Annotated in this window: 27 protein-coding genes; 26 read left to right on the top strand and 1 reads right to left on the bottom strand. The window is 69.9% G+C overall.

The genetic code is table 11. The features are described from left to right. The first annotated feature begins 23 nt into the window (after positions 1 to 23). From AC27IY_RS17590 to AC27IY_RS17715, 26 genes are all read left to right on the top strand, one after another. Complete coding sequence (locus AC27IY_RS17590; RefSeq protein WP_487178553.1) at positions 24 to 398, top strand: hypothetical protein; 375 nt, start codon at positions 24 to 26, stop codon at positions 396 to 398. A 116-nt stretch (positions 399 to 514) separates the two neighbouring features. Next, entirely contained in the window at positions 515 to 637 is a 123-nt protein-coding gene (locus tag AC27IY_RS17595) for a hypothetical protein (RefSeq protein WP_487178554.1), read from the top strand. Between the two features lie 69 nt (positions 638 to 706). After that, positions 707 to 1042 (top strand): hypothetical protein, encoded by a 336-nt coding sequence (locus AC27IY_RS17600; RefSeq protein ID WP_487178555.1) that lies wholly within the window; start codon positions 707 to 709, stop codon positions 1040 to 1042. Between the two features lie 51 nt (positions 1043 to 1093). Further along, on the top strand, positions 1094 to 1621 hold the full coding sequence (locus tag AC27IY_RS17605; protein WP_487178556.1) for a hypothetical protein: 528 nt from the start codon (positions 1094 to 1096) through the stop codon (positions 1619 to 1621). Next, complete coding sequence (locus AC27IY_RS17610; RefSeq protein WP_487178557.1) at positions 1621 to 3588, top strand: UvrD-helicase domain-containing protein; 1968 nt, start codon at positions 1621 to 1623, stop codon at positions 3586 to 3588. Before AC27IY_RS17605 ends, AC27IY_RS17610 begins: the two co-directional genes overlap by 1 nt. Continuing rightward, positions 3585 to 4121: a hypothetical protein gene (locus AC27IY_RS17615; RefSeq protein WP_487178558.1), complete on the top strand. Its 537-nt coding sequence runs from the start codon at positions 3585 to 3587 to the stop codon at positions 4119 to 4121. Before AC27IY_RS17610 ends, AC27IY_RS17615 begins: the two co-directional genes overlap by 4 nt. Continuing rightward, positions 4118 to 4900: a hypothetical protein gene (locus AC27IY_RS17620; RefSeq protein WP_487178559.1), complete on the top strand. Its 783-nt coding sequence runs from the start codon at positions 4118 to 4120 to the stop codon at positions 4898 to 4900. Before AC27IY_RS17615 ends, AC27IY_RS17620 begins: the two co-directional genes overlap by 4 nt. Before the next feature lie 5 nt (positions 4901 to 4905). Then, the gene (locus AC27IY_RS17625; protein WP_487178560.1) at positions 4906 to 5091 is read left to right on the top strand and encodes a hypothetical protein; all 186 of its coding nucleotides are present in this window, start codon (positions 4906 to 4908) and stop codon (positions 5089 to 5091) included. Between the two features lie 120 nt (positions 5092 to 5211). Next, positions 5212 to 5850, top strand: a complete 639-nt coding sequence (locus AC27IY_RS17630; RefSeq protein ID WP_487178561.1) for a hypothetical protein — start codon at positions 5212 to 5214, stop codon at positions 5848 to 5850. Between the two features lie 113 nt (positions 5851 to 5963). Beyond that, complete coding sequence (locus AC27IY_RS17635) at positions 5964 to 8516, top strand: phage/plasmid primase, P4 family (RefSeq protein ID WP_487178562.1); 2553 nt, start codon at positions 5964 to 5966, stop codon at positions 8514 to 8516. A 226-nt stretch (positions 8517 to 8742) separates the two neighbouring features. Continuing rightward, the gene (locus tag AC27IY_RS17640) at positions 8743 to 9093 is read left to right on the top strand and encodes a hypothetical protein (RefSeq protein WP_487178563.1); all 351 of its coding nucleotides are present in this window, start codon (positions 8743 to 8745) and stop codon (positions 9091 to 9093) included. A gap of 12 nt (positions 9094 to 9105) precedes the next feature. Then, positions 9106 to 9843 carry a hypothetical protein gene (locus AC27IY_RS17645; RefSeq protein WP_487178564.1) on the top strand — a complete coding sequence of 246 codons (738 nt, stop codon included), beginning with the start codon at positions 9106 to 9108 and terminating at the stop codon, positions 9841 to 9843. Between the two features lie 112 nt (positions 9844 to 9955). After that, complete coding sequence (locus AC27IY_RS17650) at positions 9956 to 10429, top strand: transposase (protein WP_487178565.1); 474 nt, start codon at positions 9956 to 9958, stop codon at positions 10427 to 10429. Further along, entirely contained in the window at positions 10426 to 11700 is a 1275-nt protein-coding gene (locus AC27IY_RS17655) for a PBSX family phage terminase large subunit (protein WP_487178566.1), read from the top strand. Before AC27IY_RS17650 ends, AC27IY_RS17655 begins: the two co-directional genes overlap by 4 nt. Before the next feature lie 174 nt (positions 11701 to 11874). Then, on the top strand, positions 11875 to 12312 hold the full coding sequence (locus AC27IY_RS17660) for a RyR domain-containing protein (RefSeq protein WP_487178567.1): 438 nt from the start codon (positions 11875 to 11877) through the stop codon (positions 12310 to 12312). 14 nt (positions 12313 to 12326) lie between these two features. Further along, a complete protein-coding gene (locus tag AC27IY_RS17665) occupies positions 12327 to 13898 on the top strand; it encodes a hypothetical protein (RefSeq protein ID WP_487178568.1) in 1572 nt (523 codons plus the stop codon). A gap of 8 nt (positions 13899 to 13906) precedes the next feature. Then, the gene (locus tag AC27IY_RS17670; RefSeq protein ID WP_487178569.1) at positions 13907 to 14116 is read left to right on the top strand and encodes a hypothetical protein; all 210 of its coding nucleotides are present in this window, start codon (positions 13907 to 13909) and stop codon (positions 14114 to 14116) included. A 53-nt stretch (positions 14117 to 14169) separates the two neighbouring features. After that, positions 14170 to 16677, top strand: a complete 2508-nt coding sequence (locus AC27IY_RS17675; RefSeq protein WP_487178570.1) for a phage minor capsid protein — start codon at positions 14170 to 14172, stop codon at positions 16675 to 16677. Then, on the top strand, positions 16674 to 16805 hold the full coding sequence (locus tag AC27IY_RS17680; RefSeq protein WP_487178571.1) for a hypothetical protein: 132 nt from the start codon (positions 16674 to 16676) through the stop codon (positions 16803 to 16805). The genes AC27IY_RS17675 and AC27IY_RS17680 overlap by 4 nt, the downstream gene beginning before the upstream one ends. 67 nt (positions 16806 to 16872) lie before the next feature. Beyond that, a complete protein-coding gene (locus AC27IY_RS17685) occupies positions 16873 to 17481 on the top strand; it encodes a hypothetical protein (protein ID WP_487178572.1) in 609 nt (202 codons plus the stop codon). A 57-nt stretch (positions 17482 to 17538) separates the two neighbouring features. Further along, on the top strand, positions 17539 to 18753 hold the full coding sequence (locus AC27IY_RS17690; protein WP_487178573.1) for an SU10 major capsid protein: 1215 nt from the start codon (positions 17539 to 17541) through the stop codon (positions 18751 to 18753). A gap of 3 nt (positions 18754 to 18756) precedes the next feature. After that, a complete protein-coding gene (locus AC27IY_RS17695) occupies positions 18757 to 18993 on the top strand; it encodes a hypothetical protein (protein ID WP_487178574.1) in 237 nt (78 codons plus the stop codon). Between the two features lie 3 nt (positions 18994 to 18996). Further along, complete coding sequence (locus AC27IY_RS17700; RefSeq protein WP_487178575.1) at positions 18997 to 19347, top strand: hypothetical protein; 351 nt, start codon at positions 18997 to 18999, stop codon at positions 19345 to 19347. Positions 19348 to 19423: 76 nt separating this feature from the next. Continuing rightward, positions 19424 to 19840: a head-tail connector protein gene (locus AC27IY_RS17705; protein WP_487178576.1), complete on the top strand. Its 417-nt coding sequence runs from the start codon at positions 19424 to 19426 to the stop codon at positions 19838 to 19840. Next, positions 19833 to 20147: a hypothetical protein gene (locus tag AC27IY_RS17710; protein ID WP_487178577.1), complete on the top strand. Its 315-nt coding sequence runs from the start codon at positions 19833 to 19835 to the stop codon at positions 20145 to 20147. Before AC27IY_RS17705 ends, AC27IY_RS17710 begins: the two co-directional genes overlap by 8 nt. A gap of 27 nt (positions 20148 to 20174) precedes the next feature. Further along, positions 20175 to 20507, top strand: a complete 333-nt coding sequence (locus AC27IY_RS17715; protein ID WP_487178578.1) for a hypothetical protein — start codon at positions 20175 to 20177, stop codon at positions 20505 to 20507. Here AC27IY_RS17715 and AC27IY_RS17720 read toward each other — a convergent pair. After that, positions 20504 to 20755, bottom strand: coding sequence for a hypothetical protein (locus AC27IY_RS17720; RefSeq protein ID WP_487178579.1), 252 nt, complete (start codon positions 20753 to 20755; stop codon positions 20504 to 20506). The genes AC27IY_RS17715 and AC27IY_RS17720 overlap by 4 nt on opposite strands. Between the last annotated feature and the right edge of the window lie 17 nt (positions 20756 to 20772).

Consider the following 20772-nt stretch of genomic DNA (forward strand, 5'->3'; position numbering starts at 1 on the left):
GCGTCGTGCTGCGAGGAGACACCGTGTCGACGATTCGCAAGCTCCTGGCCGCCGTCCTCCGGCCCCAGGCCGCCCAGGTCGAGGATGTTCCGGTCGCGCCGAGTACGGCGGCGCTGCAGGAGGAGCTGGCCGGCGCCCAGGAGGTGATCGCGCGCCTGGCCGACGACCTGGCCGAGGCGTGCCGCTCCAGGGGTGAGGCGCGGCGTGAGCTGGACGTGGCGCGGGCGGAGATCGGCCGGCTGCTCATCCAGTTGGAGAGCGCGGATCGGGCGGTGGAGCCGTACCCGGAGCCGCGCACCCCGTCACAGGAGCTGGCCGCCATGAAGGCCCACGTGACCGCGTTGGAGGATCGGCTGCACCGGCTGCAGGCGACCACCATGGCTCGCGACCGCGCCTGACCGGCCGTTCCGCCGGCCCGACCACACCCACCGATGTACCGTCTTGCACCATGTTGACTCATCTTGTATCGTCTCACGTGTCAGGACGGTACGAGATGGGACGGAAGGGGACGCGCATGGACGGCGACGTGGTCGAGGTGTGGTGCGACGTGGTCGAGCGGGTCGTGGAGGCCGAGTTCGACGGCGACGGCCACGTCTGCACCGTGTGCGGCGCGGCCGGCCACCCCGAGACGTTCTGACCTTCCGCTGGCGGCCCCCCGATCGGGGGCGGGGCCGCCCCACCCCCACCTTTCGAGCGAAGGAGACGCATGACCAGCACCGACCCGGCCGAGGTGCGGCGCCGCCAGCGCGACGCGGCGACCGTCCTGCTCGGCCTGCTCGACCTCGACCTGCCCACCGTCACCTGGACGGCCACCGAGGAGGGCGACGTCCACCTGGAGGGGCTCGCGATGGCGTTCTCCGGGCCCGTTGTCGACGCCGCCACCGTCGACGCGTGGGCCGCCCACTTCGGCGTCATCCCCGCCTGGGAGCCGCGCCCCAGCGGCGGCTACTGGAAGGCCCGCGCCGTCGTCTCCGGCGTTCGCGTCGAGGTGTGGGCCGGCCTGCCCGCCCAGCCCGCCAGCACCCCCGGGAACGGCGCCTGATCGGGGCTAGCCCGCCCCACCCCCATCCATCTGAAGCGAAGGAGATGCACTGTGAGCTCAAGCCAGGATCCCGGCTTCCTCGGGTTGTACAAGGTTGCCGACATCGCCCGCCTCAACAGCGCTCAGCGCAACGGATTCGCCTGCGTCAACTGCGGCGATGACCTTGTGAGGACGGCCCCGGCGGGATACCACCCGGACGGCGGCCAGCTGTTCCGCTGCGCTGACGGTTGCGGCGGGCACGTCCTCGCTCTCGTGGACGACGTGGCCACCATCGAGAAGAGCTTCAACATCGTCCACGACCCGGACGACGACAAGCGCTTCGACGTCGAGCAGCCCACCTACCAGGTGCACAAGACGCTTCGCGCTCGCGCCGTCTGGACGGCCGAGCCCGGGAAGCTGTGGAAGCTACAGTCGGTCACCGTCTTCGGCAAGCTGCGCAGCCAGAAGAACGGCCCCGAATTCCCGATCACCTGGTCGGGCGGCGACACCCCGGCCAGCAAGCCGCGCGGCAACATGACATTCATGCCCGCGTGGCTCGCGGCTGCCGTCGCGGCGCACGCCCCGGCGGGTGCCCGCTGATGTTCTCGCAGCCCGCCCCGTACGCGGAGGAGGTTGCGGCGCCGCTGTTCACGGTGCCGCAACCCCCCATCCACACCACCCCCGCCCCCGCCCCGGTCCGGTTCGAGCACGAGCCGACCGGCGAGCAGCAGGCCATCCTCGACGCCGCCGCCACCGGACGCCCGCTCACCATCGAGGCCGGCGCCGGAACCGGCAAAACCAGCACGTTGAAGATGCTCGCCGCCGCCCGGCCCGGCGAGCGGATGCTGTACCTGGCCTACAACCGGGCCATCGCCGACGAAGCCATGGCCAGCTTCCCGGCCAACACGGACTGCCGCACCGCCCACTCGCTCGCGTTCCGGCAGGTGGGCCACCAGTTCAAGGACCGGCTCAACGGCCCGCGCCTGCCCGCCCGCGAGGTGGCCAGGTTCCTGCGCATCCCGGCCGTCGTCGACCTGGGGGCGCACGCCCTCACCAGCGTGAAGGTGGCCCGCATCGTCACCGACGCCGTCCGCTCCTTCTGCTACTCCGCCGACGACCAGCCCGGCCCGTGGCACATCGCCGCCGTGCCCGGCCTGGAAGGCGACGGCATGCAGCTGCTGCGCGAGCAGGCGCTCCCGTTCCTGCGGAGGGCGTGGGAGGACCTGACGACGCCGGGCGGCCGGTTGAAGTTCGAGCACGACCACTACCTCAAGCTGTGGGCGCTCACCCAGCCCGTCCTGCCGTACAGCGCGGTGCTGCTCGATGAGGCGCAGGACGCGAACCCGGTCATCGCCCGCGTGGTCGAAGCGCAGGCCGCGCAGCGGATCCTGGTCGGCGACCAGTCGCAGGCGATCTACGGCTGGCGGGGCGCCGTCGACGCCATGAGTAACTTCGACGGCCAGCGCCTCGCCCTCTCCCAGTCGTTCCGGTTCGGGCAGGCGATCGCCGACGAAGCCAACGAGTGGCTGGAACTCCTCCAGGCCCCGCTCCGCCTCACTGGCAACCCTGCGAAGGATTCCCGGCTCGGCGTCGTCGTGAAGGCGGACGCGGTCCTGTGCCGGACGAACGCGGGCGCGGTCGGGCAGGCGATGGCCGCCCTCGACGTCGGGCTCCGCCCTGCCCTGGTCGGCGGCGGCGACGACATCCGCCGCCTCGCCAAAGCCTGCCAAGACCTGCGCACCGGCAGGGGGACGGAGCATCCGGAGTTGATGGCGTTCGCGTCCTGGGATGAGGTGCGCGAGTACGCCGAGCACGACGCCGGCGGCGCCGACCTCAAGACGTTGGTGAAGCTGGTCGATTCGCACGGCCCGGAGGAGATCCTGCGGGTGGTCGACCGCCTGGTGGATGAGCACAACGCCGACATTGTCATCTCCACCGCCCACCGGGCGAAGGGGCGGGAGTGGGGAAGCGTGCGGCTGGCCGGCGACTGGCAGGAGCCGTACGACAAGGACGGGAAGCTCAACCGCGGCGAGGCCATGCTCTCCTACGTGGCCGTCACCCGCGCCCGCGAGCTGCTCGACTGCCGGACGTTGAAGGCGGCCGAGGCGGGCGGCATCGGGTTCAAGGTGCTGGTCGAGGATGAGGAGCGGGCCGCCCTTGTGGACGACGCCCCGCCCGTCCACAGAACGACGCTCGGCGCGACGGGGGAGGCCCCGGCGGCGGAAGACTCCGCCGCCATGGACACCTTGACGCCGGACCCGCCCCGGGCGGAGACGGACCTGCCCGCCGAGCTGGTCGGCTGGCTGCAGCTCGCAAAGGACGCCGCCGCCCACGAAGCCTCCTGGAAGGCCGTCAAGGAGCAGGCCCAGCAGAAGCTGAAGGACTGGCTCGGCGACCGGGAGGAGGCGACCGTCGCCGGCAGGCCGGCCGTGTCGTGGAAGACGTCGAAGCCGGGCGGCCAGCTCGACGCCAAGCAGCTGCAGGCCGACCACCCCGACATCTACGCCCAGTACTACAAGCCGAAGAAGGCGCCCCGCCCGTTCAACCTGATCGGAGAATGGAAATGACGATCAAGATTACGCCCGCCGTCGTCGACGACGTGCTCGTCAAGGCCCTCACCCTGCCCGCGTGGAGTGACGTCGAGGACGAACTGGTGAAGGCGTTCCGCGACACCAAGGGGTCCGCGTACGAGGGCGTCCGGGAGGTGTACGGCGAGGTCTTGGAGATGCTCGCCCTTAACCTGGTCCTGGCCCGCGCCGCGCTGGCCGGTGACGACCCCGAGGAGCCGGTGGTGGCGTCCGAGCCGGTCGTCCTGGACCGGCTCGCCGCGCGCGAGCTCGCCTACAGGAGCGTCGGCGAGTCGTACGGCGGGTGGACGGTCGTCGTCAACGACTACATCGACAAGTCACGGTGGGAGTCGATCCACTGGCTTGTCATCCGTAACGAGCAGGGGCAGCACTTCGCCGACACGTACCGCCGGGGCCTCACCGAATACCAGGACACGGCCCCGTACGAGTACGAGGAGGCGGCCACGTTCGCCCCCGTCGCCCCCAAGTACAAGGTCGTCACCGAGTGGGCCACCCCCAAGGCGGCGAAGTGACGGCGGTTGCTTTCAGTCAGCCGGACGCGGGCTGGGCCACCCCAGCCCTCACCGGGCTGGCCGCCGCCATCGCCACCAACGTCGTCAGCGTGGTGAAGCACGCCGGCCAGAACGCGCCCCGATCCCTGCAACGCGTGATCGGCCCGTCCGAGATCGGCATGCCGTGCACCCGCCGGTTGGCGTACAAGCTGTGCGACTGGCCCGAGGTGAACACCGACGGCGACCCCTGGGCCAGCATCATCGGCACCAGCGTGCACGCCTGGATGGAGGAAACCTTCGCCGCCGAGAACCGCAGGCTGGGCCGGGAACGGTATCTGATCGAGAACCGGCTGCACATCCGCGGCAACATCTACGGGTCGGCGGATCTGATGGACCGGGAGACCGGCACCAACATGGACTGGAAGGTCGTCGGCGCCGACCGGCTCGACAAGTACCGCAAGAACGGGCCCGGCGACCAGTACCGCATCCAGGCCCACCTGTACGGGCTGGGTTGGGAGAACGCCGGCGAACCATGCAACGACGTCGCCATCGTGTTCCTGCCGCGCGGCGGGAGGATCGACGGGCTGCACGTGTGGACCGAACCCTACGACCGCAGCGTTGCGCTGGCGGCGCTGGAGCGCATGGACCACGTCATGACGGCGTTGACCGCGCTCGACCCGCCCCAGAATCCGGCCGCCTGGTCCATGTTCCCGGTCTCGGACGCGTTCTGCACGTTCTGCCCCTGGTTCCAGCCCGGCAGCACGGACGCGAGCCGGGGGTGTCCGGGCGCGTTCGGGTGACCGTCGTGGACGAGTCCTGGGCCCGCATGTGCGTCGGCAAAATCCGCCACGAGACCAGGGAGAAGGCGCTCAGCCACCTGCGCGCCCTCTCCCGCGCCCAACGCGCCCGCCAAGGCCGGCTCAACGTGTACCGGTGCCCGATCTGCCTGACCTGGCATGTCGGGCACCGCCGCCGGACCCGCCCCCAGTAGACAGCCCCACCAGCAAACCCCATGCGAGTCTCGTATTGACTCGCAATGTCTCATCTTGTACCGTCTTCACTGCACGACACATTACCCAACGCCCCACCAAAACAAATCGAGGTAAAGAAAATGTTCGCTCAGCCCGCCCCCTCCAGCGACGTCAAGATTGCCGACTACGTCGGGCACCTCATCCTCTTCTACCCCCGCTCCATCCGCGCCGGCGTCCTCACCAGCAACGGCGTCGCCGACCCCATCGTCGCCGACGTCGTCATCCTCACCCACCCCGACGGCCCCAAGGCCGAGGCCAACGTCCTCATCTTCCAGAAGGTGCTCATCGGCTCCCTCAAGAACAGCATCGGCCAGGACCCCGTCCTCGGACGGCTCGCCCGCGGCGTCGCCAAGCCCGGCCAGTCCGCGCCGTACGTGCTCAACGAGTACGACCAGAACGACGCCGTCTACGCCACCCAGTACCTGAACAGCGTCGGCGGCAACCCGTTCCCCAGCTTCCAGCCCGCCGCCCAGGCCCCGGCTCCCGCCCCGGCCGCGGCCCCGGCGCCCGTGCCGGTTCCGGCGACTCCGGCCGCTCCGGTGCCCGCCACGGTTCCGGTCGCTGCGCCGGTGGCTTCGGTCGCCGCTCCGACGGCGCCCGTCCCGGTCGCGCCCGCCCCGGCGGCCCCGGCCGGGCCGCCCAACCAGGCGGAGCTCGCCGCCGCCATGCAGGCGCTGAACATGCAGGCGATGCCCCCGGCGGCACCGGCCAGCGCGTGACACCGCCATAGAGACCGGCCCCGGCAGGAACCCCTCCTCCTGCCGGGGCCTCACGCATCCCCACACCAGCCAGTCGGGTCGATAGGTTGAAAAATCGAGAGCGGGGCCCCCACTTGAACCACCTCCTCCAGGCCGCACTGGACTTGTATGACGCCGGCCTGTGCGTCCTCCCCGCCGCCTCCGACGGGTCGAAACGGCCCGCAATCGGCTGGAAGCCATACCAGGAGGCGCGGCCCACCCGCGAGCAGGTCGAAGCCTGGTTCGCCCCCGGGCAGCATCACGGCCTGGGCGCCGTCTGCGGAGCCGTCTCCGGCAACCTGGAAATGCTCGAATTCGAGGGGCGCGCCGTCGCCGAGAACGTGCTCGGCGACGTCGGCCAGCTCGCCGAAGCGTCCGGCATCGGCGACCTGTGGAAGCGCATCGTCACCGGCTACGTCGAGGTCACCCCGTCCGGCGGCATCCACCTCCTCTACCGCGTCGACGGCGGCGAGGTGGCCGGGAACACGAAGCTGGCCCGCCGCCCCGCCACCGCCGAGGAGCTCGCGGCCAACCCCGACGACAAGACCAAGGTGCTGATCGAAACCCGCGGCGAGGGCGGCTGGGTCGTCCTCGCCCCCTCCGCCGGGTCGACGCACGCGACTGGGAAGCCGTGGCAGCTGCTCGCCGGCGGCCCGGCCACGATCCCTGCCGTCACCGCGCAAGAGCGCGACCTCCTCCACCACCTGGCGGCCGTCTTCGACCGCATGCCCACCCCAGGAGAAGCCCCGGCCGCGCCCACGTCGACGCTGTTCTCGCAGCCCGCGCGCGCCTGGGACGACGAAGACGGGGTGTCGCCCGGCGACGACTACAACGCGCGCACCACCTGGGACGAGATCCTGATCCCCAGGGGGTGGACGCGCCTGTGGACGGACAGCGCGGGGGTCACCTACTGGTGCCGTCCCGGCAAGAAGACGGGCGTGTCCGCCACCACCGGGCGGAACGACGGCGACAACCTGTACGTGTGGTCCACCAGCACCGAGTTCGAGGCTGAGCGGCCCTACGACCGGTTCGGGGCGTACGCCCACCTGGAGCACCGTGGCGACCACTCCGCCGCCGCCAGCGCCCTCTCCGCCCAGGGGTACGGGCAGCGCGTCGAACGCACCGTCCCCGCCCCCGCACCCGTCCCGCCCCCCGTCGTCGACGGCAACCTCGCCACCGTCCACCAGCTGCACACCGCGCCCCCGCTCGCCGTCGTCGAAGAGAGGACGTACGCCCAGTCCGACGACGGCAACGCCCTCGCCCTCGTCGACCGGTTCGGCGACGTCATCCGGTACGTGCCCGAACGCGGCCGATGGCTCGCCTGGACCGGCACCCGCTGGGAGTGGCAGCCCCAAGGCGGCGGCCTCATCCGCGAATACGGCAAGAGGGTCGCCCGCGGCCTCCCCGACGGCGAGAAGAAAGCCATCCAGCACAAACGGCACGCCCTCTCCAGCGCGGGCACCACCGCGATGCTCGCCCAGGCCCAGACCGACACCCGGGTCGTGGTCGGCGTCGACGAGCTCGACGCGCACGCCTGGGAGCTGAACACGCCCGGCGGCATCATCAACCTGCGCACCGGCCTCCTCGGCCCGTCGGACGCGTCCCGGCTGCACACGAAGGTGACCGCGTGCACGCCGGACGCCGGAGCTGACACGGCGCGCTGGCAGGCGTTCCTGGCCGACACGTTCGGCGACGACCAGCAGCTCGTGAGCTACCTGCAACGGCTGATCGGCTATTCGGCGACCGGATCCGTGTCGAAGCACGTCCTCCCCTTCTGTGTGGGGAGCGGCGGCAACGGGAAAGGCGTCTTTCTCGAATCGATTGTTGGCGTTCTCGGCGACTATGCGACCACCGCGCCGAGCGGATTCCTGATGGCGAAAGCGACCGTCCAGCACGAAACCGAGATCGCCCGCCTGGCCGGTATGAGAATGGTCGTCTGCTCCGAAGTCGCCGACGACGACCGTTTCGACGAAGTGAAAGTCAAACAGTTGACCGGCGGCGACACTTTGACGGCCCGGTTCATGCGGCAAGACCATTTCACTTTCACGCCCACCCACCATTTGTGGCTGATGGGCAACCACCAGCCCTCGGTGCGGGCGGGCGGGCGCGCGTTCTGGCGGCGGCTGCGGCTGATCCCGTTCGAGCACGAGGTGCCCGTCGAGAAGATGGTCGACGACCTGCAAGGGATCCTCGCCTCCGAGCACGGGCCGGCCCTGCTCGCATGGATCGTCGCCGGGGCCGCCCAATACGCCGCCGACGGCCTCCAGGAGCCCGACAGCGTGCGGGTGGCGACCGACCACTACGCCGCCGACCAGGACACCGTCGCCCGCTTCGTGGCCGACGCCTGCCACACCGCCGCCTCCGCCCAAGTCCAGATCAAGGTCGCCGCGCTGCGCGAAGCCTACGAACGGTGGTGCTTCCAGGAGGGCGAGACCCCGGTCAGCGCGAAGAAGCTCACCCAGGAGCTCGGCCGCCGGTTCGGAGTCGGGGCGGACCGGACCGGGACGGTCCGGTTCTACACCGGCATCACCCTCCTCACCGACGACCCGGAGGGCGATGACAGATCCGTCACCGACGGCGCGGATCTGTCATCGGGCGGCTTCGCCCAGCCGGACCCGGGCGACAAGTACGGCGGGCCGGGATGGTGAACACACTTCACACGCCCAGGGTCGTGACGGATGATGACGGATCTGTCATCGGCCAGGATTGGGCGTTGACCTGCGAGGATGCCGCCGCACGCTTCAAGATCGTGACAGATGACAGGTTTTCCCGCATTCCCGCCCTTACGCGCGTACATGTGTGCGCGCGCGTCACGCGCCCGCGCATAAGCCGGGGAACACGGCGGAATCTGTCATCTGTCATCGGGGGGCGGGGATGATCTCCAGCCCGGTTCACCTCGACCGGTGCCGCCGATGCGGCAAGCCCATCCTGTCCGGCTACTCCGAAGGGGCCTGGGTGCGGGCCGACCCGGCCCCCATCGACGCCCTGGGCGAGCTGCACGCCCTCCAGGCCGGCCTCATGACCTACGACCTCCAGCCCCTCGGCCTGCCGCGCCGCCCGTTCCTGTGGCAGCGCACCGCCTGGCGCATCCGCGGCGAACGCAAATACTCCGTGCACGCCCAACACCGATGCCCGCCCGGCCCCCACTTCGTACCGCCGCCCGCCCAGCCGGTCGAGCTGTATATCCCGTCCGGCTATACGGTCCCCGACAATCCGCCATTCTGAGGAGGCACACCCGTGCGCGAAATCGTGACCGCCACCCTGGAATGGGTTATCGAATACTGGCCCGACCTGATCGAAGCACGCATGCCGTTGACGACGAAACCGTTGCGGCAGACTCGAACCATTTCCCGAGAGGAAAAAGATCTGCGCGACGGGCAGGCCGCCATCGAACGCTACTTCCGCAACCCGCTCCAATGGGGGGAGTCGCCGGCCCCCGTCGACGTTGACATCCTCCAGACCCTCCTGGATGTCGTCGTGCACGCCGACGACCTGGCCGACGACCTGGCCGAGCAGCTCGACCCCGCCACCGCCCGCCCGATCCTGGCCCCGCCCCGCTTCGGCGAGTACGACGCCCGGCCATGGCTCCAATACGCGCTCGCCTGCCTCCACGAGCTACCCGACGACGTGGTCGAGTGGGCATGGCCGCGGGTACAGAAGATCCACGAGCGGACGGCGCGGGCGCTCGGCATGCTGTACCACGGCCAAACCGTCAAGATCGTGTGCCCGTGGTGTGACGGCCGGACCGCCGAGCAGCCGGTCGGCGGCGGCCACACCTGGAAGGTGGAGGTCCTCCCCTCCAACCAGGTGGCGATCATCTGCCACGGCTTCAACTGCAACCCGCCCGCCGAGCACGTCACCACCTGGCTGTGGGGCAAACCGTGCTGGCCCATCACCGCCTGGGCCAAACTCGCCGCGCACGTCGTGCCGGAGGAGGAGCGGGCAGCCCGCGCACGACACGCCATCACCGCGTGATCAGCCGCGTTGACGCAGGTCGAGCGCCTGTGGATAATGAGTCCTGCAGCTGCATGCCCAGAATCAGCCCCGCCGCGTGCGGGGCTTTCTTCGTGTTCGGGGGTGAGCACGTGTGCCCAAGCCCCTCGACCCCCAACGCCGCGCCGCCATCAGCGAAGCCATCCGCGCTGGCGGAAGACGCAATGAGATCGCCCGAGAACACGGCGTCTCACCTTCCACCGTCTCGAAGATCGCACGCGATGACGGGCTGACGTCCGCCTTCGACCGGACGCAGACCAAGAACGCGACTGAGGCAGCTCGCGCCGACAACGCCGCACTCCGGGCCACCACCAGCCGCCGGTTCCTGGAAGAGGCCAACCGGTTCCTCGACGACCTGCACAAGCCACACACCGTCTTCAACTTCGGCGGCAAGGACAACACCTACAACGAGAAGACGTTCGACGAGCCGCCCACCGCCGACAAGCGCAACCTCATCACCTCGGCCGCGGTCGCCATCGACAAGCATCTCGCCGTCGAGAAGCACGACAACAGCGGCGAGTCGCAGGCCGCCGTCGACCTCTGGCTGCAGGAGATGACCGGCCTGTGAACGTCACTCCCTTGGTCGGGAAGCAGCGCCAGTCCGTGCAGCTCGCCACCGCCCGCCTGAACGTGTGGGACGGCAGCGTCCGCTCGTCGAAGACGATCTCGTCGCTGATGAAGTGGCTCAAGTTCGTCAGGGAGGCGCCGCCCGGCCCGCTGCTCATGGTGGGCAAGACGGAACGCACCCTGAAGCGGAACATCATCGACCCGTTGGTCGAGATGCTCGGCGAGAAGCGCTGTAAGTTCGTCGCCGGCCGCGGCGAGCTCTTTCTCCTCGGCCGCCTCGTCTACGTGGCCGGTGCCTACAACGAAGGCTCCGAGGACAAGATCCGGGGCCTGAGCTTGGTGGGCGCGTACGTCGACGAAGCCTCGACGATCCCTGAGAGCTTCTGGGTCATGCTGCTCACCCGGCTGTCGATTCCCGGCGCGCAGCTGCTGGCCACGACCAACCCGGACGGCCCGCAGCACTGGCTGAAAACCGACTACCTCGACCGGGCCCGGCTCTGGCTCGACCACGACGGCCAGGTCCACGACAACAGCGCAGAGCCGGACACGCTCAACCTGCACCGTTTCTCGTTCAAGCTGGCCGACAACCCGAACCTCACCGCCCAGTACGTCGCCGACGTCTCCAGCGAGTTCACCGGCTTGTGGCACCGGCGGCTGATCCTCGGTGAGTGGTGCCTGGCCGAAGGCGTCATCTGGGAGTCGTGGGATCCCGCCCGGCACGTCGTCCAGTCCCTGCCGACGATCGAGCAGTGGCTGTGCCTGGCGATGGACTACGGGACGACGAACCCGTTCCACGCCCTGCTGATCGGCCTCGGCCAGGACGGTCGCCTGTACGTCGGGCATGAGTGGCGTTGGGACTCGAAGAAGCAGCGCGGCAGCCTCACCGACTCGGAGTACTCGGAGCGTGTCCGGGCCTGGGTCGCCGGCCTCGGCGTCACGCCGCACTACACGATCGTCGACCCGTCCGCGAAGTCGTTCCGTGTCGAGCTGCACCGCTCCGGCTGGACGTCCACTCTGGCGGACAACGAGGTGGTTGACGGCATCCGCGACGTCGCCTCCCTGTTCGCCACCGACCGGCTGCTCGTCTCGGCGGAGTGCAAGGAGCTGATCCGGGAGATTCCCGGCTATGCGTGGGATCCGGACGCGTCGGAGAAGGGCGAGGACAAGCCCTTGAAGATCAACGACCACGGGTGTGACGCGCTCAGGTACGGGATCCGGACGACGCGCAACGTGTGGCACGGGCGGCTCGTGCCGCCGTCGAAGGCTGCATAAACGGACTGCATGACGACTGCATAAACGGACATTGGGGCGGATTCTCGCGCCCATTTCGACGCCGCTTCCCATCCAATCCGCTGACCTGCAGAAACGCCGAACGCTGACCTTACAGAATGGGCATTCTGTACGGTTACCAGCCAGTAACCCACAACCGAGCCTGTGGAGACCAACATGAACCGCTTCGTCATGCCCGTGGACTGGGTCGCACGCATCTGCCATGAAGCGAACCGCGCCATCCAGATCGTCACCGAGGACCCCTCACTCTCCCCGCACTGGGACGAGGCACCCCAGTGGCAGCGCGACTCCGCGATCGAGGGCGTCGAGGCCGCCCAGCGCGGGATCACCGACGAGGAGCTGCACGAGGCGTGGTGCGACTCCAAGCGTGGCGCCGGCTGGACGTACGGCCCGGTCAAGGACAACTTCGCGAAGACGCACCCGTGCCTCGTGCCGTACAACGAGTTGCCTGCCGAGCAGCGGGTCAAGGATGCCCTGTTCCGCGCGATCGTGGAGACGCTCCGCCCGAACGCGGGCGCGGGCGTGAACCCGGGCGTGGTCGACGTCGACCCGGCCCCGCTCGCCGCCTACAACCAGGCCCGCCGAAACACCTGAGAGGAGCGTCCCCGATGCCGCTGCCGAGCGGCGGCGGCACGTGGCCGCCCCAACACCTCACCCCCATCTACAACCACTACGCCGTCCTCGACGCCTGGTACACCGGCGACCCCGACCGGCTCGCCGCCACCTACCAGGACCCGCACCGCGCCACCACCCAGCCGGCGAACCACCCGTGGCAGCACCGGGGCGGCGTCACCGGCTTCATCGGCCGCATGTTCTGGGGCCAGCCCACCCCCGCCGGCGAGCGCCGCGCGAAGCTGCACGTCCCCGTGGCGAGCGACATCTGCACCATGAGCTCGGACCTGCTCTTTAGCGAACCCCCGACGATCACCGTCGAGAACGCGGCCACGCAGGAACGCATCGACCAGCTCGTGCCCAGCCTCCAGGCCGCCCTCCTCGAAGGCGCTGAGGTCGGGGCCGCGCTCGGCGGCTACTTCCTGCGCACCGTCTGGGACGAGCAGGTAGCCGAACGCCCCTGGCTGGCCGCCGTGCACGCCGACGCGGCGGTGCCGGAGTTCCGGTTCGGCCGCCTCCACGCGGTCACGTTCTGGCGCGTGCTCGAACAGCCCGACGAACGCACCTGCTACCTCCACCTCGAACGCCACGAACCCGGAGCCATCCTCAACGGGCTCTACGTCGGCGCCCCCGGGTCGCTCGGCAAGCAGCTGCCGCTCACCGACCACGCCGAGACCGCCAACATGCAGCCCGTCATCGAGACCCGGCTGACCAGGTGCACCGCCCAGTACGTGCCCAACATGCGGCCCAACCGGGCGTGGCGGAACTTCCCGGCCGGCGCCTCGTTGGGCCGGTCCGACTTCGACGGCCCCGTCATGCAGCTCATGGACAGCGTCGATGAGACGTGGACGTCGTGGATGCGCGACCTGCGGCTCGCGAAGGCCCGGCTGATCGTCCCCCGCGCCTACCTGCAGTCCCTCGGCAAAGGCCAGGGCGCGTACTTCGACCCGGACCGGGAGCTGTACGAGGCCCTCGACGTGCTCGGCGGCGACGACCGCATGGAAATCAGTGCGCAGCAGTTCGCGATCCGGTACGCCGAGCACAAGGAGACCCAGGCCGAACTCCTGGCCGCCATCCTCCGCGCCACCGGCTACAGCGCCCAGTCCTTCGGGCTCAGCGGCGAGGTGGCGGTGACCGCGACCGAGGTGGCCGCCAAGGAGCGCCGCTCCCTCATCACCCGGGGGCGGAAAGCCTTGTACACGGCGCCCGAACTCGCCGCCGCCATCGAGACCCTGCTGCAGCTGGAGGCGGCGCTCGGCTTCGACGGTGCGGTCGCACCCGAACTCCCGACCGTCGTCTTCGGCGACTCCGTCTCGCCGGACATCATGCAGCTCGCCCAGACGGCCGAGCTGATGCGCCGAGCGGAGGCCGCCTCCGACGAGACCCTGGTGCGGATGCTGCACCCGGACTGGGACGAAGACCAGGTGCAGGCCGAAGTCCAGGCCATCGGAGACGCGCGGCCGGACCCGCTCGCCGACCTGGGCGCGTTCGGTCAGCCGCCGGTGCCCGGCGAGGAGGACGGCCAGGAGCCTGGCCAGCAGGACGGGCCGCCGCCTCGTGAGGAATGATGGACGACATGACCATCAAGCCCGCGCACACGGTGTGGATCGATCTGCCCGGCGAGGATGCAGTTGAGCTGCCAGCGGTGGGGCCTGACGACGACGGGCCGACCATGCTGCTGCACTGGTCAGGCAACGGCGTGGCTGCGCTGCATCTGGGAGAGCCGTACGAGACCCCGGACGGCCGGTCGGATCACAGCGGCCAGTCGATCAAACCCCGGGAGTAGCACCGCAAGGAGGTCCTCCTCCCGGACGGTAAGCCTGTGGTGGGGGTGGTCTCGTGGCCGCCCCCACCATCGACGACCTCGTCAAAACCCTGCTCGACCTCTACACCGGGGTCGAGCAGCGGCTCGCCCGCGACATCGCCGTCAGCCTCAAGGCCGGCATCGACAGCCCGGACTGGGCCCAGCAGAAGCTCGCCCAGCTCGGCGCGCTCAGGCAGCGCACCGAACGCATCCTCGCCCGCCTCGCCACCATGTCCGACGACCATGCACGGCAGGCGATCGCCCTCGCCGCCCAGCGCGGCGGCCAGCAAGCCCTCCGCGAACTCCACATCCAAGCCGACGCCCCACTCCCCGACCTGCCCGGCGTGTTCGACGCGCTGCCCGGCGTCGGCGCGCTGATCCGGCTCGCCCGCGAACTCGCCCTCACCCTGCGCTCGACGCACACCCAGATCCTGCGGTGGACGCTCGACTCCTACCGCGAGGTCGTGGCCCGCGCCGCCCTCCCCGAAGTGCTGCTCGGCGTCCAGACCCGGCGGCAGGCCGCTCAGCACGCCTGGCAGGGCCTCGTCGACCGCGGCATCACCGGCTTCGTCGACAAGGCCGGCCGCCGCTGGGAACTCGCGAGCTACGTGGAGATGGCGGTCCGGACGGGCGCGCACCAGGCGATGCGGCAGGGCCACATGGACCGGCTCACCGACGCGGGCGAGGACCTGGTCATCGTCTCCGACTCGCCGCGCGAGTGCGGCCTGTGCCGACCGTGGGAACGCAAGATCCTGAGCTTGTCGGGCCGGGCGGGGCGGGTGCTCGTCGAGGACGAGCTCGTCGACGACCGCATCATCGCCGTCAACGCGATCCCCATCCAGGTGGCGCGGGCGGCCGGCCTGTTCCACCCGAACGCCATCCTTGGGGACCAGGACTGCCGCGTCCTCGGCAAGGTCGAGAACGCGGTCCGCGCCTGGTATGAGGGCCCGTCAGTGCACCTCACGACCGCGAGGGGCAACCACCTGACCGTCAGCCCGAACCATCCGGTGCTGACCACGCAGGGGTGGTTCGCTGCCGACCGCATCCACGAAGGCATGCATGTATTCAGCGCTGCCGCTCGTGAACGGGAAGACCTTGCGACCCATCCGGTAGAAGACCTCCACGACGTGCCAACGAGCATCGAGAAGGTATTCGATGCGGTTGCGACGCATGGCCGCCGCACGAGCATTACCGCCACCAGTCACGACTTCCACGGCGACGGGCGCTCCTACAAGGGCGAAATCGACGTTGTATGGGCCGAAAGCTCGCTGCTGCACGTACTCCAGGCCGACCTCATCGAGGAGCTTGGCGAAGGTGGCCTCATGGGGCCCAGCGTGGAGCTTCATACGCTCTCGCGTGGTGGCGCGCATCTCCTTGGTGGTGCTGGTGTCAGCGGTGCGGTAGGCGGGTCCCTGCCTGATGGGCACGCCGTTCTTCTTCAGTCGTCTGAGGAGCGTTTCCCGGCTGGCGCCGAACTCCCCGGCGAGGTCCTCGCACGACTCTCCTGCGAGGTAACGCCTGATGAGGTCGTCCTCGTTGAGCGGGATTGGTACAGGGGACATGCCTATGATCTCCAGACCTCGACACGTGCATACCTAACTGCACACATTGTAGTACACAACTGCACCCACTCCACCAGCCTCTACCTGCCGGGCGTGACCAAGGTCGACAACGCCGAGCACGACCCGGACGGGTACGAGGCGAAGCAACGCCAGCGCGCGATCGAACGCCACATCCGCAAGTGGAAGAAGCGCAGCATCGCCGCCATCGACCCTGTCGCGAAGCGGCGCGCGGACGTGAAGGTGCGCGAGTGGCAGGCCGCACTGCGCCAGCACATCGACCAGCACGGGCTTAAGCGGCTCCGCTACCGGGAGCAGGTCGGCGCGGGCAACATCCCGCCTGCCGTGCCCGCGCGCGCCGCCGCGCCTCCGCCCACGCCTGCGCCGACGCCCGCGCCTGCCCCTAGGCCCGCGCCGACGCCGAGCCGACGGCTCACCCCCGACCAGGCCCGCGCCATGCAACAGCGCATGCTCGACGGCCAACCCTGGACCGACGAGCAGCGCGACGCCATCGAGCGCTACGCCTCTGGCTGGGCGCCCGACATCAACCGCCCGCTCCGGACCGGCAAGAAACCGTCGAGCCTGGCCGCGGCGAAAGCCATCCGCGACCTTCAGGCCGCGATGCGCCCCCTCGCCCAGCCCGTGCGCGCCTTCCGGTACGTGCTCCCGGACGCGTTCGGTCCCGGCGTCCGCGCCAGCGACCTGGCCGGCATGGTCGGCAAGACGCTGCAGGACCGCGGCTTCATGTCCACCTCCATCGCCCTCGACGGCCACCCCGACGAGGGCCTCGCCCGCGCCGCCCGCGTCCTTCCCGTCCGCATCGAACTCGACGTGCCCGCCGGCCACCCCGCCGCCTACATCGAAGAGCTGTCCGCCAATCCCGGCCAGTGGGAGCTGCTGCTCGGCGCAGGCACCAAGCTCCAGATCGTCGAAGTCCACCAGGACGGAGCCCAGACTGTGGTTCGAGTGCGGGTGGTGCCATGAGCACGCCGTCCGGGTTCGACGACCAGCCCGTCTTCGTCGACGTCGTCGAGCACGGCGACGCCTTCGACGACGCGGAGTATCGGGCGATGCTCGGCCTCGACCAACCGACAGAGCTTCCGCCGCGGTGAGACGCCGTAGCGGGCACCGAGCGCACGGGCGGGATGCCCGAGCGCCCACCCGAAGGAGAGCAGCCGCATGGCTGACGACGACACCACCACCACAGACGCCAGCACCGAACAGCAGGACGGCGCGCCGGCGGGGGACGAGACGTCCCAGCAGGGCGACGACCTGGCCGGGCTGAAGTCGGCGCTGCAGGCCGAGCGCGAGCAGCGCAAGGCCCTCGAACGGCAGGCCAAGACGAACGCCAAGGCCGCCGAGGAGCTCGAACGGCTCAAGGCCGCGGCCATGTCCGACCAGGAGAAGGCGGTCGAGGCCGCGAAGGCCGAAGGCCGGATGGAGGCTGCCCGCGAGCACGGCCGCGTCCTGGCCGAGGCCCGGTTCGAGGTGGCGCTCGCCAAGAAGGGCGTCGACCTCGGCCCTGCGGCCGACCTGATCGACAAGTCCCGGTTCGTCAACGACGACGGCACCATCGACCAGCAGGCGATCAAGCAGGCGGTCGACCAGCTGGCCAAGCTAGCCCCCAAGGCGCCGTCCTCCTCCGGCGGCGACTTCGGCGGCGGCAACGGCCAGGGCGCACCCCCGAAGAGCCTGCGCGAGCAGATCCGCGAAGCAGAAGCCAAGGGCGACTTCAAGACGTCGCTCCGGCTCAAGAGCCAGCTCGCGCTCACCCAATCCACCCAGTAACCATTAGGGCCAGGCCGACGCGCGCCTGCCCGACCTCACAGAGAGGCTGACACCCCCATGGCGGGTATCACCGGGCAGGGCGACACCTTCGACCTGCCGAATTACGTGGGCGAGCTTTTCGCCGTCACCCCCGAGGACACGCCCTTCCTGTCCGCGATCGGCGGCCTGACCGGCGGCGAGAGCGCGGAGGCCACCCTGTTCCAGTGGCAGGGCTACGACCTGCGTGACGCGTCCGCGTCCCGGCAGCGGCTGGAGGGCGCCGACGCGCCCACCGCCGAGGCCCGGGTGCGGTTCAACGTCAACAACGTGGTGGAGATCCACCAGGAGGCCCTGGAGCTCAGCTACACGAAGCTGGCGGCGACGGGCCAGTACGCGAGCACCGGCTCCAGCCACGCCGGCTCCGTCGGCATCAACGGCTCCAACCCGGTGCTGTCCGAGCTCGACTGGCAGATTCAGCAGCACCTGAAGCAGATCGCCCGCGACGTCGAGAAGTCGTTCATCACCGGCACCTTCAACAACCCCAGCTCGAATGCGACCGCCAGGCGGACGCGCGGCATCCTGGAGGCCACCGCCACCAACGTGTCCACTCAGGGCACCAGCGTGGGCACGGCCGTCATCGAGGCCGACGACGAGACTTTCACGATCTCGGCGCACGGCCTGTCCAACGGCGACGCCGTGGTCGTCTCCTCCCTGACGGGCGGCGCCACCAGCGTGCTGTCGGAGAACACCCTCTACTACGTGGTCAGCTCGGCGACGAACACGTTCAAGCTGGCCACTCGGCCCGGCGGCAGCGTGATCGCGTTCTCCACGGACGGCGGCGCCGCCGTCACCAAGGCGACCGCGCTCACCGAGGCGATCGTCATCGACCTCATGCAGGACGTGTGGGCCAACGGCGGCATCATGGAGTCCGAGACCGCGACCCTCATGACCAACGCCACCCTCAAGCGGGCCCTGACGAAGATCTTCATCACGGACAAGAACTACCGTGAGATGTCCCGCACCGTCGCCGGCGTGCACGTCACCACCATCGAGACCGACTTCGGGACGCTGAACCTGATGCTGGACCGGCACATGCCGAGCAGCGTCATCTCCGTCGTCTCCCTGGAGGAGTGTTCGCCGCGCTTCCTGCCGATCCCCGGCAAGGGCTTCCTGTTCGTCGAGGAGCTTGCCCGCTCGGGTGCGGCGGAGAAGCGGCAGATCTACGGCGAGATCGGCCTGGCGTACGGCAACGAGAAGAAGCACGGCAAGATCCTCAACGTGAAGGCCGCCTAGCCGATGCCGGTCTTCCACTGCGGTCGCTTCCCCGACGGGGAGGTGCCGATCAACACGAGCCGCGGCCTGGTCACCTTCGTGGACGGCCGGGCCGTGGTGGACGATCCCGAACTGGCGGCGGCGCTCCGCGAGGTCGACCCGAAGTTCGAGATCACCGAGGACGCGGTCGGGGGCGGGAACCACGGGCCTGCCCCCGACCGCACCTCCCCCCGCAAGCGCACCAAGACCTCGAAGGAGTAGGGGATGGCGCGCACCGCGATCACCGTCACCACCATCACCCAGGCCGGCACCAGCCCGGCCGCCGTCGACCAGGCCGCCGAACTCACCGACGGCAATTCGTTTCCGTGGGCTCCGCACCGGCTCCTGTACGTCATGAACGGCGACGACGCTGCGCTGACCGTCACCGTGCCGACGCCGGCGACCGTCGGCCGCGGCCAGCTCGCCGTCGCCGACACCACCATCTCCATCCCGGCCGGCGAGTACCGGATCGCGGGCCCGTTCGGGCCGGAGCACCGGCAGGCGGACGGCACCGTCCACGTCAACTACGCGGGCACCACCCCGACCGGGGTGATGGTGGCGGCGCTGGACGCCTGACAGTCGTGCGCGGGCGGGCGAGGCGGGATGAGGGTGCGCCCGCCCGCGCGCACCACATCGAGAGGGGAGGCGCCGCATGGCGTACGCCACCAGCTCCGACTACACCGACTACACCGGCGGCACCGCGCCCACGAACATCGACCTTCTCCTCACCCGCGCGTCCCGGCTCGTCGACCAGGCCCTCATCGCCGCCGTCTACGACACCGAGGACACCGACGTGCAGACCGCGCTCCAGGAAGCGACGTGCGAGCAGGTCGCGGCCTGGGCGGCTGTCGGCGAGGACGGGACCGGCGCGACCGCCGAGTACGCGGACGTGCAAATCGGGTCCGTCCGGCTCGCACGCTCCAGCCGCGGCAACCAGACCGGGGCGGGTGGCGGAGGCTCGGCCGCCACCCGCCTCGCACCTCAAGCGTTCGCCGTCCTGCAACAGGCTGGGCTGACCGGCCACGAGCCGAGAACCTACATCCCGTGCACGGCGGCCGACGATGCCTGACCTGCCCCCGTTCCTGCTGCGCCACACGGCCGTTGTCGAGCCGTTCGAAGGCGAGGGGCCGTTCGGCCCCGAGTACGGCGACGCGGCCACCGTGGCGTGCTTTGTCGACGACCGGCTCCAGAAGATCCTCAACAACGAGGGCGAAGAGGTCGTAGCGAGAGCCGTCATCTACATGCCGCTCAACACGACGTGCCCGCCCGGCTCCCGGATCACCGTCAACGGCCGGCAGGCCCAGGTGGTGGCGGCGCTCCGGCGGGACGGGGGCGGCCTGCCCACCCCTGACCATCTGGAGATCGCTCTTCAGTAGAGAGGGGTGGAAGTGAGTAAGGCCAGGTTGAAGCTGAACACGAAGGCGATCCGGGCCAAGGAGCGGGCGGGCGCGGTCAAGGGCCTGCGGAAGGCCGTCAACCACCTCCACGAACAGAGCACAGGGGTGGCTCCGATCGAGGAGTCCACCCTCATCAACTCCGCCGTCCCATCCGTGGACGAGGGCGAACTGCGCGGCGCCGTCAGCTTCGACACGCCATATGCCGTGCGCCAGCACGAGGAGCTCACGTGGCGGCACGATCCGGGGCGGCAGGCGAAGTACCTGGAAGGCCCCTTCAACGCTGAGCAGGCGACGATGTTGGCGCTGATCGCCGCCCAGATCCGTAGGAGCCTGCGTTAGCTGCGCCGGGCAGCATCGAGCAGAGCACGCATGTCGACTACGGCGTGCTGCAGGAACTCGGCCACCGCGGCTGCCACGGCAGCGTCCGCTCGTTCTACGTCGTTCTCGGGCTGGAAGTCGGTAGGCACCAGCACCGGGCCAACCTCATGGAAGTCGCCGTACCGCTCTTCCAGGAACAGTTTCCGGGTTTCCGCCCAGTCCAGGCCCTCGACGGCCGCCAGGCGGCGCGCGATCTCGTTCAGGTCCATTCATCCAGTGTGGCAGG

It is taken from the genome of Nonomuraea sp. B208 (assembly GCF_057536035.1).

Coding starts and splice junctions, on each gene's coding strand:
- AC27IY_RS17630 (WP_487178561.1), top strand. CDS start 5,212: ATGTTCGCTCAGCCCGCCCCCTCCAGCGACGTCAAGATTGCCGACTAC.
- AC27IY_RS17665 (WP_487178568.1), top strand. CDS start 12,327: ATGCCGCTGCCGAGCGGCGGCGGCACGTGGCCGCCCCAACACCTCACC.
- AC27IY_RS17595 (WP_487178554.1), top strand. CDS start 515: ATGGACGGCGACGTGGTCGAGGTGTGGTGCGACGTGGTCGAGCGGGTC.
- AC27IY_RS17670 (WP_487178569.1), top strand. CDS start 13,907: ATGACCATCAAGCCCGCGCACACGGTGTGGATCGATCTGCCCGGCGAG.
- AC27IY_RS17610 (WP_487178557.1), top strand. CDS start 1,621: ATGTTCTCGCAGCCCGCCCCGTACGCGGAGGAGGTTGCGGCGCCGCTG.
- AC27IY_RS17680 (WP_487178571.1), top strand. CDS start 16,674: ATGAGCACGCCGTCCGGGTTCGACGACCAGCCCGTCTTCGTCGACGTC.
- AC27IY_RS17685 (WP_487178572.1), top strand. CDS start 16,873: ATGGCTGACGACGACACCACCACCACAGACGCCAGCACCGAACAGCAG.
- AC27IY_RS17660 (WP_487178567.1), top strand. CDS start 11,875: ATGAACCGCTTCGTCATGCCCGTGGACTGGGTCGCACGCATCTGCCAT.
- AC27IY_RS17705 (WP_487178576.1), top strand. CDS start 19,424: ATGGCGTACGCCACCAGCTCCGACTACACCGACTACACCGGCGGCACC.
- AC27IY_RS17710 (WP_487178577.1), top strand. CDS start 19,833: ATGCCTGACCTGCCCCCGTTCCTGCTGCGCCACACGGCCGTTGTCGAG.
- AC27IY_RS17720 (WP_487178579.1), bottom strand. CDS start 20,755: ATGGACCTGAACGAGATCGCGCGCCGCCTGGCGGCCGTCGAGGGCCTG.
- AC27IY_RS17600 (WP_487178555.1), top strand. CDS start 707: ATGACCAGCACCGACCCGGCCGAGGTGCGGCGCCGCCAGCGCGACGCG.
- AC27IY_RS17615 (WP_487178558.1), top strand. CDS start 3,585: ATGACGATCAAGATTACGCCCGCCGTCGTCGACGACGTGCTCGTCAAG.
- AC27IY_RS17690 (WP_487178573.1), top strand. CDS start 17,539: ATGGCGGGTATCACCGGGCAGGGCGACACCTTCGACCTGCCGAATTAC.
- AC27IY_RS17640 (WP_487178563.1), top strand. CDS start 8,743: ATGATCTCCAGCCCGGTTCACCTCGACCGGTGCCGCCGATGCGGCAAG.
- AC27IY_RS17700 (WP_487178575.1), top strand. CDS start 18,997: ATGGCGCGCACCGCGATCACCGTCACCACCATCACCCAGGCCGGCACC.
- AC27IY_RS17695 (WP_487178574.1), top strand. CDS start 18,757: ATGCCGGTCTTCCACTGCGGTCGCTTCCCCGACGGGGAGGTGCCGATC.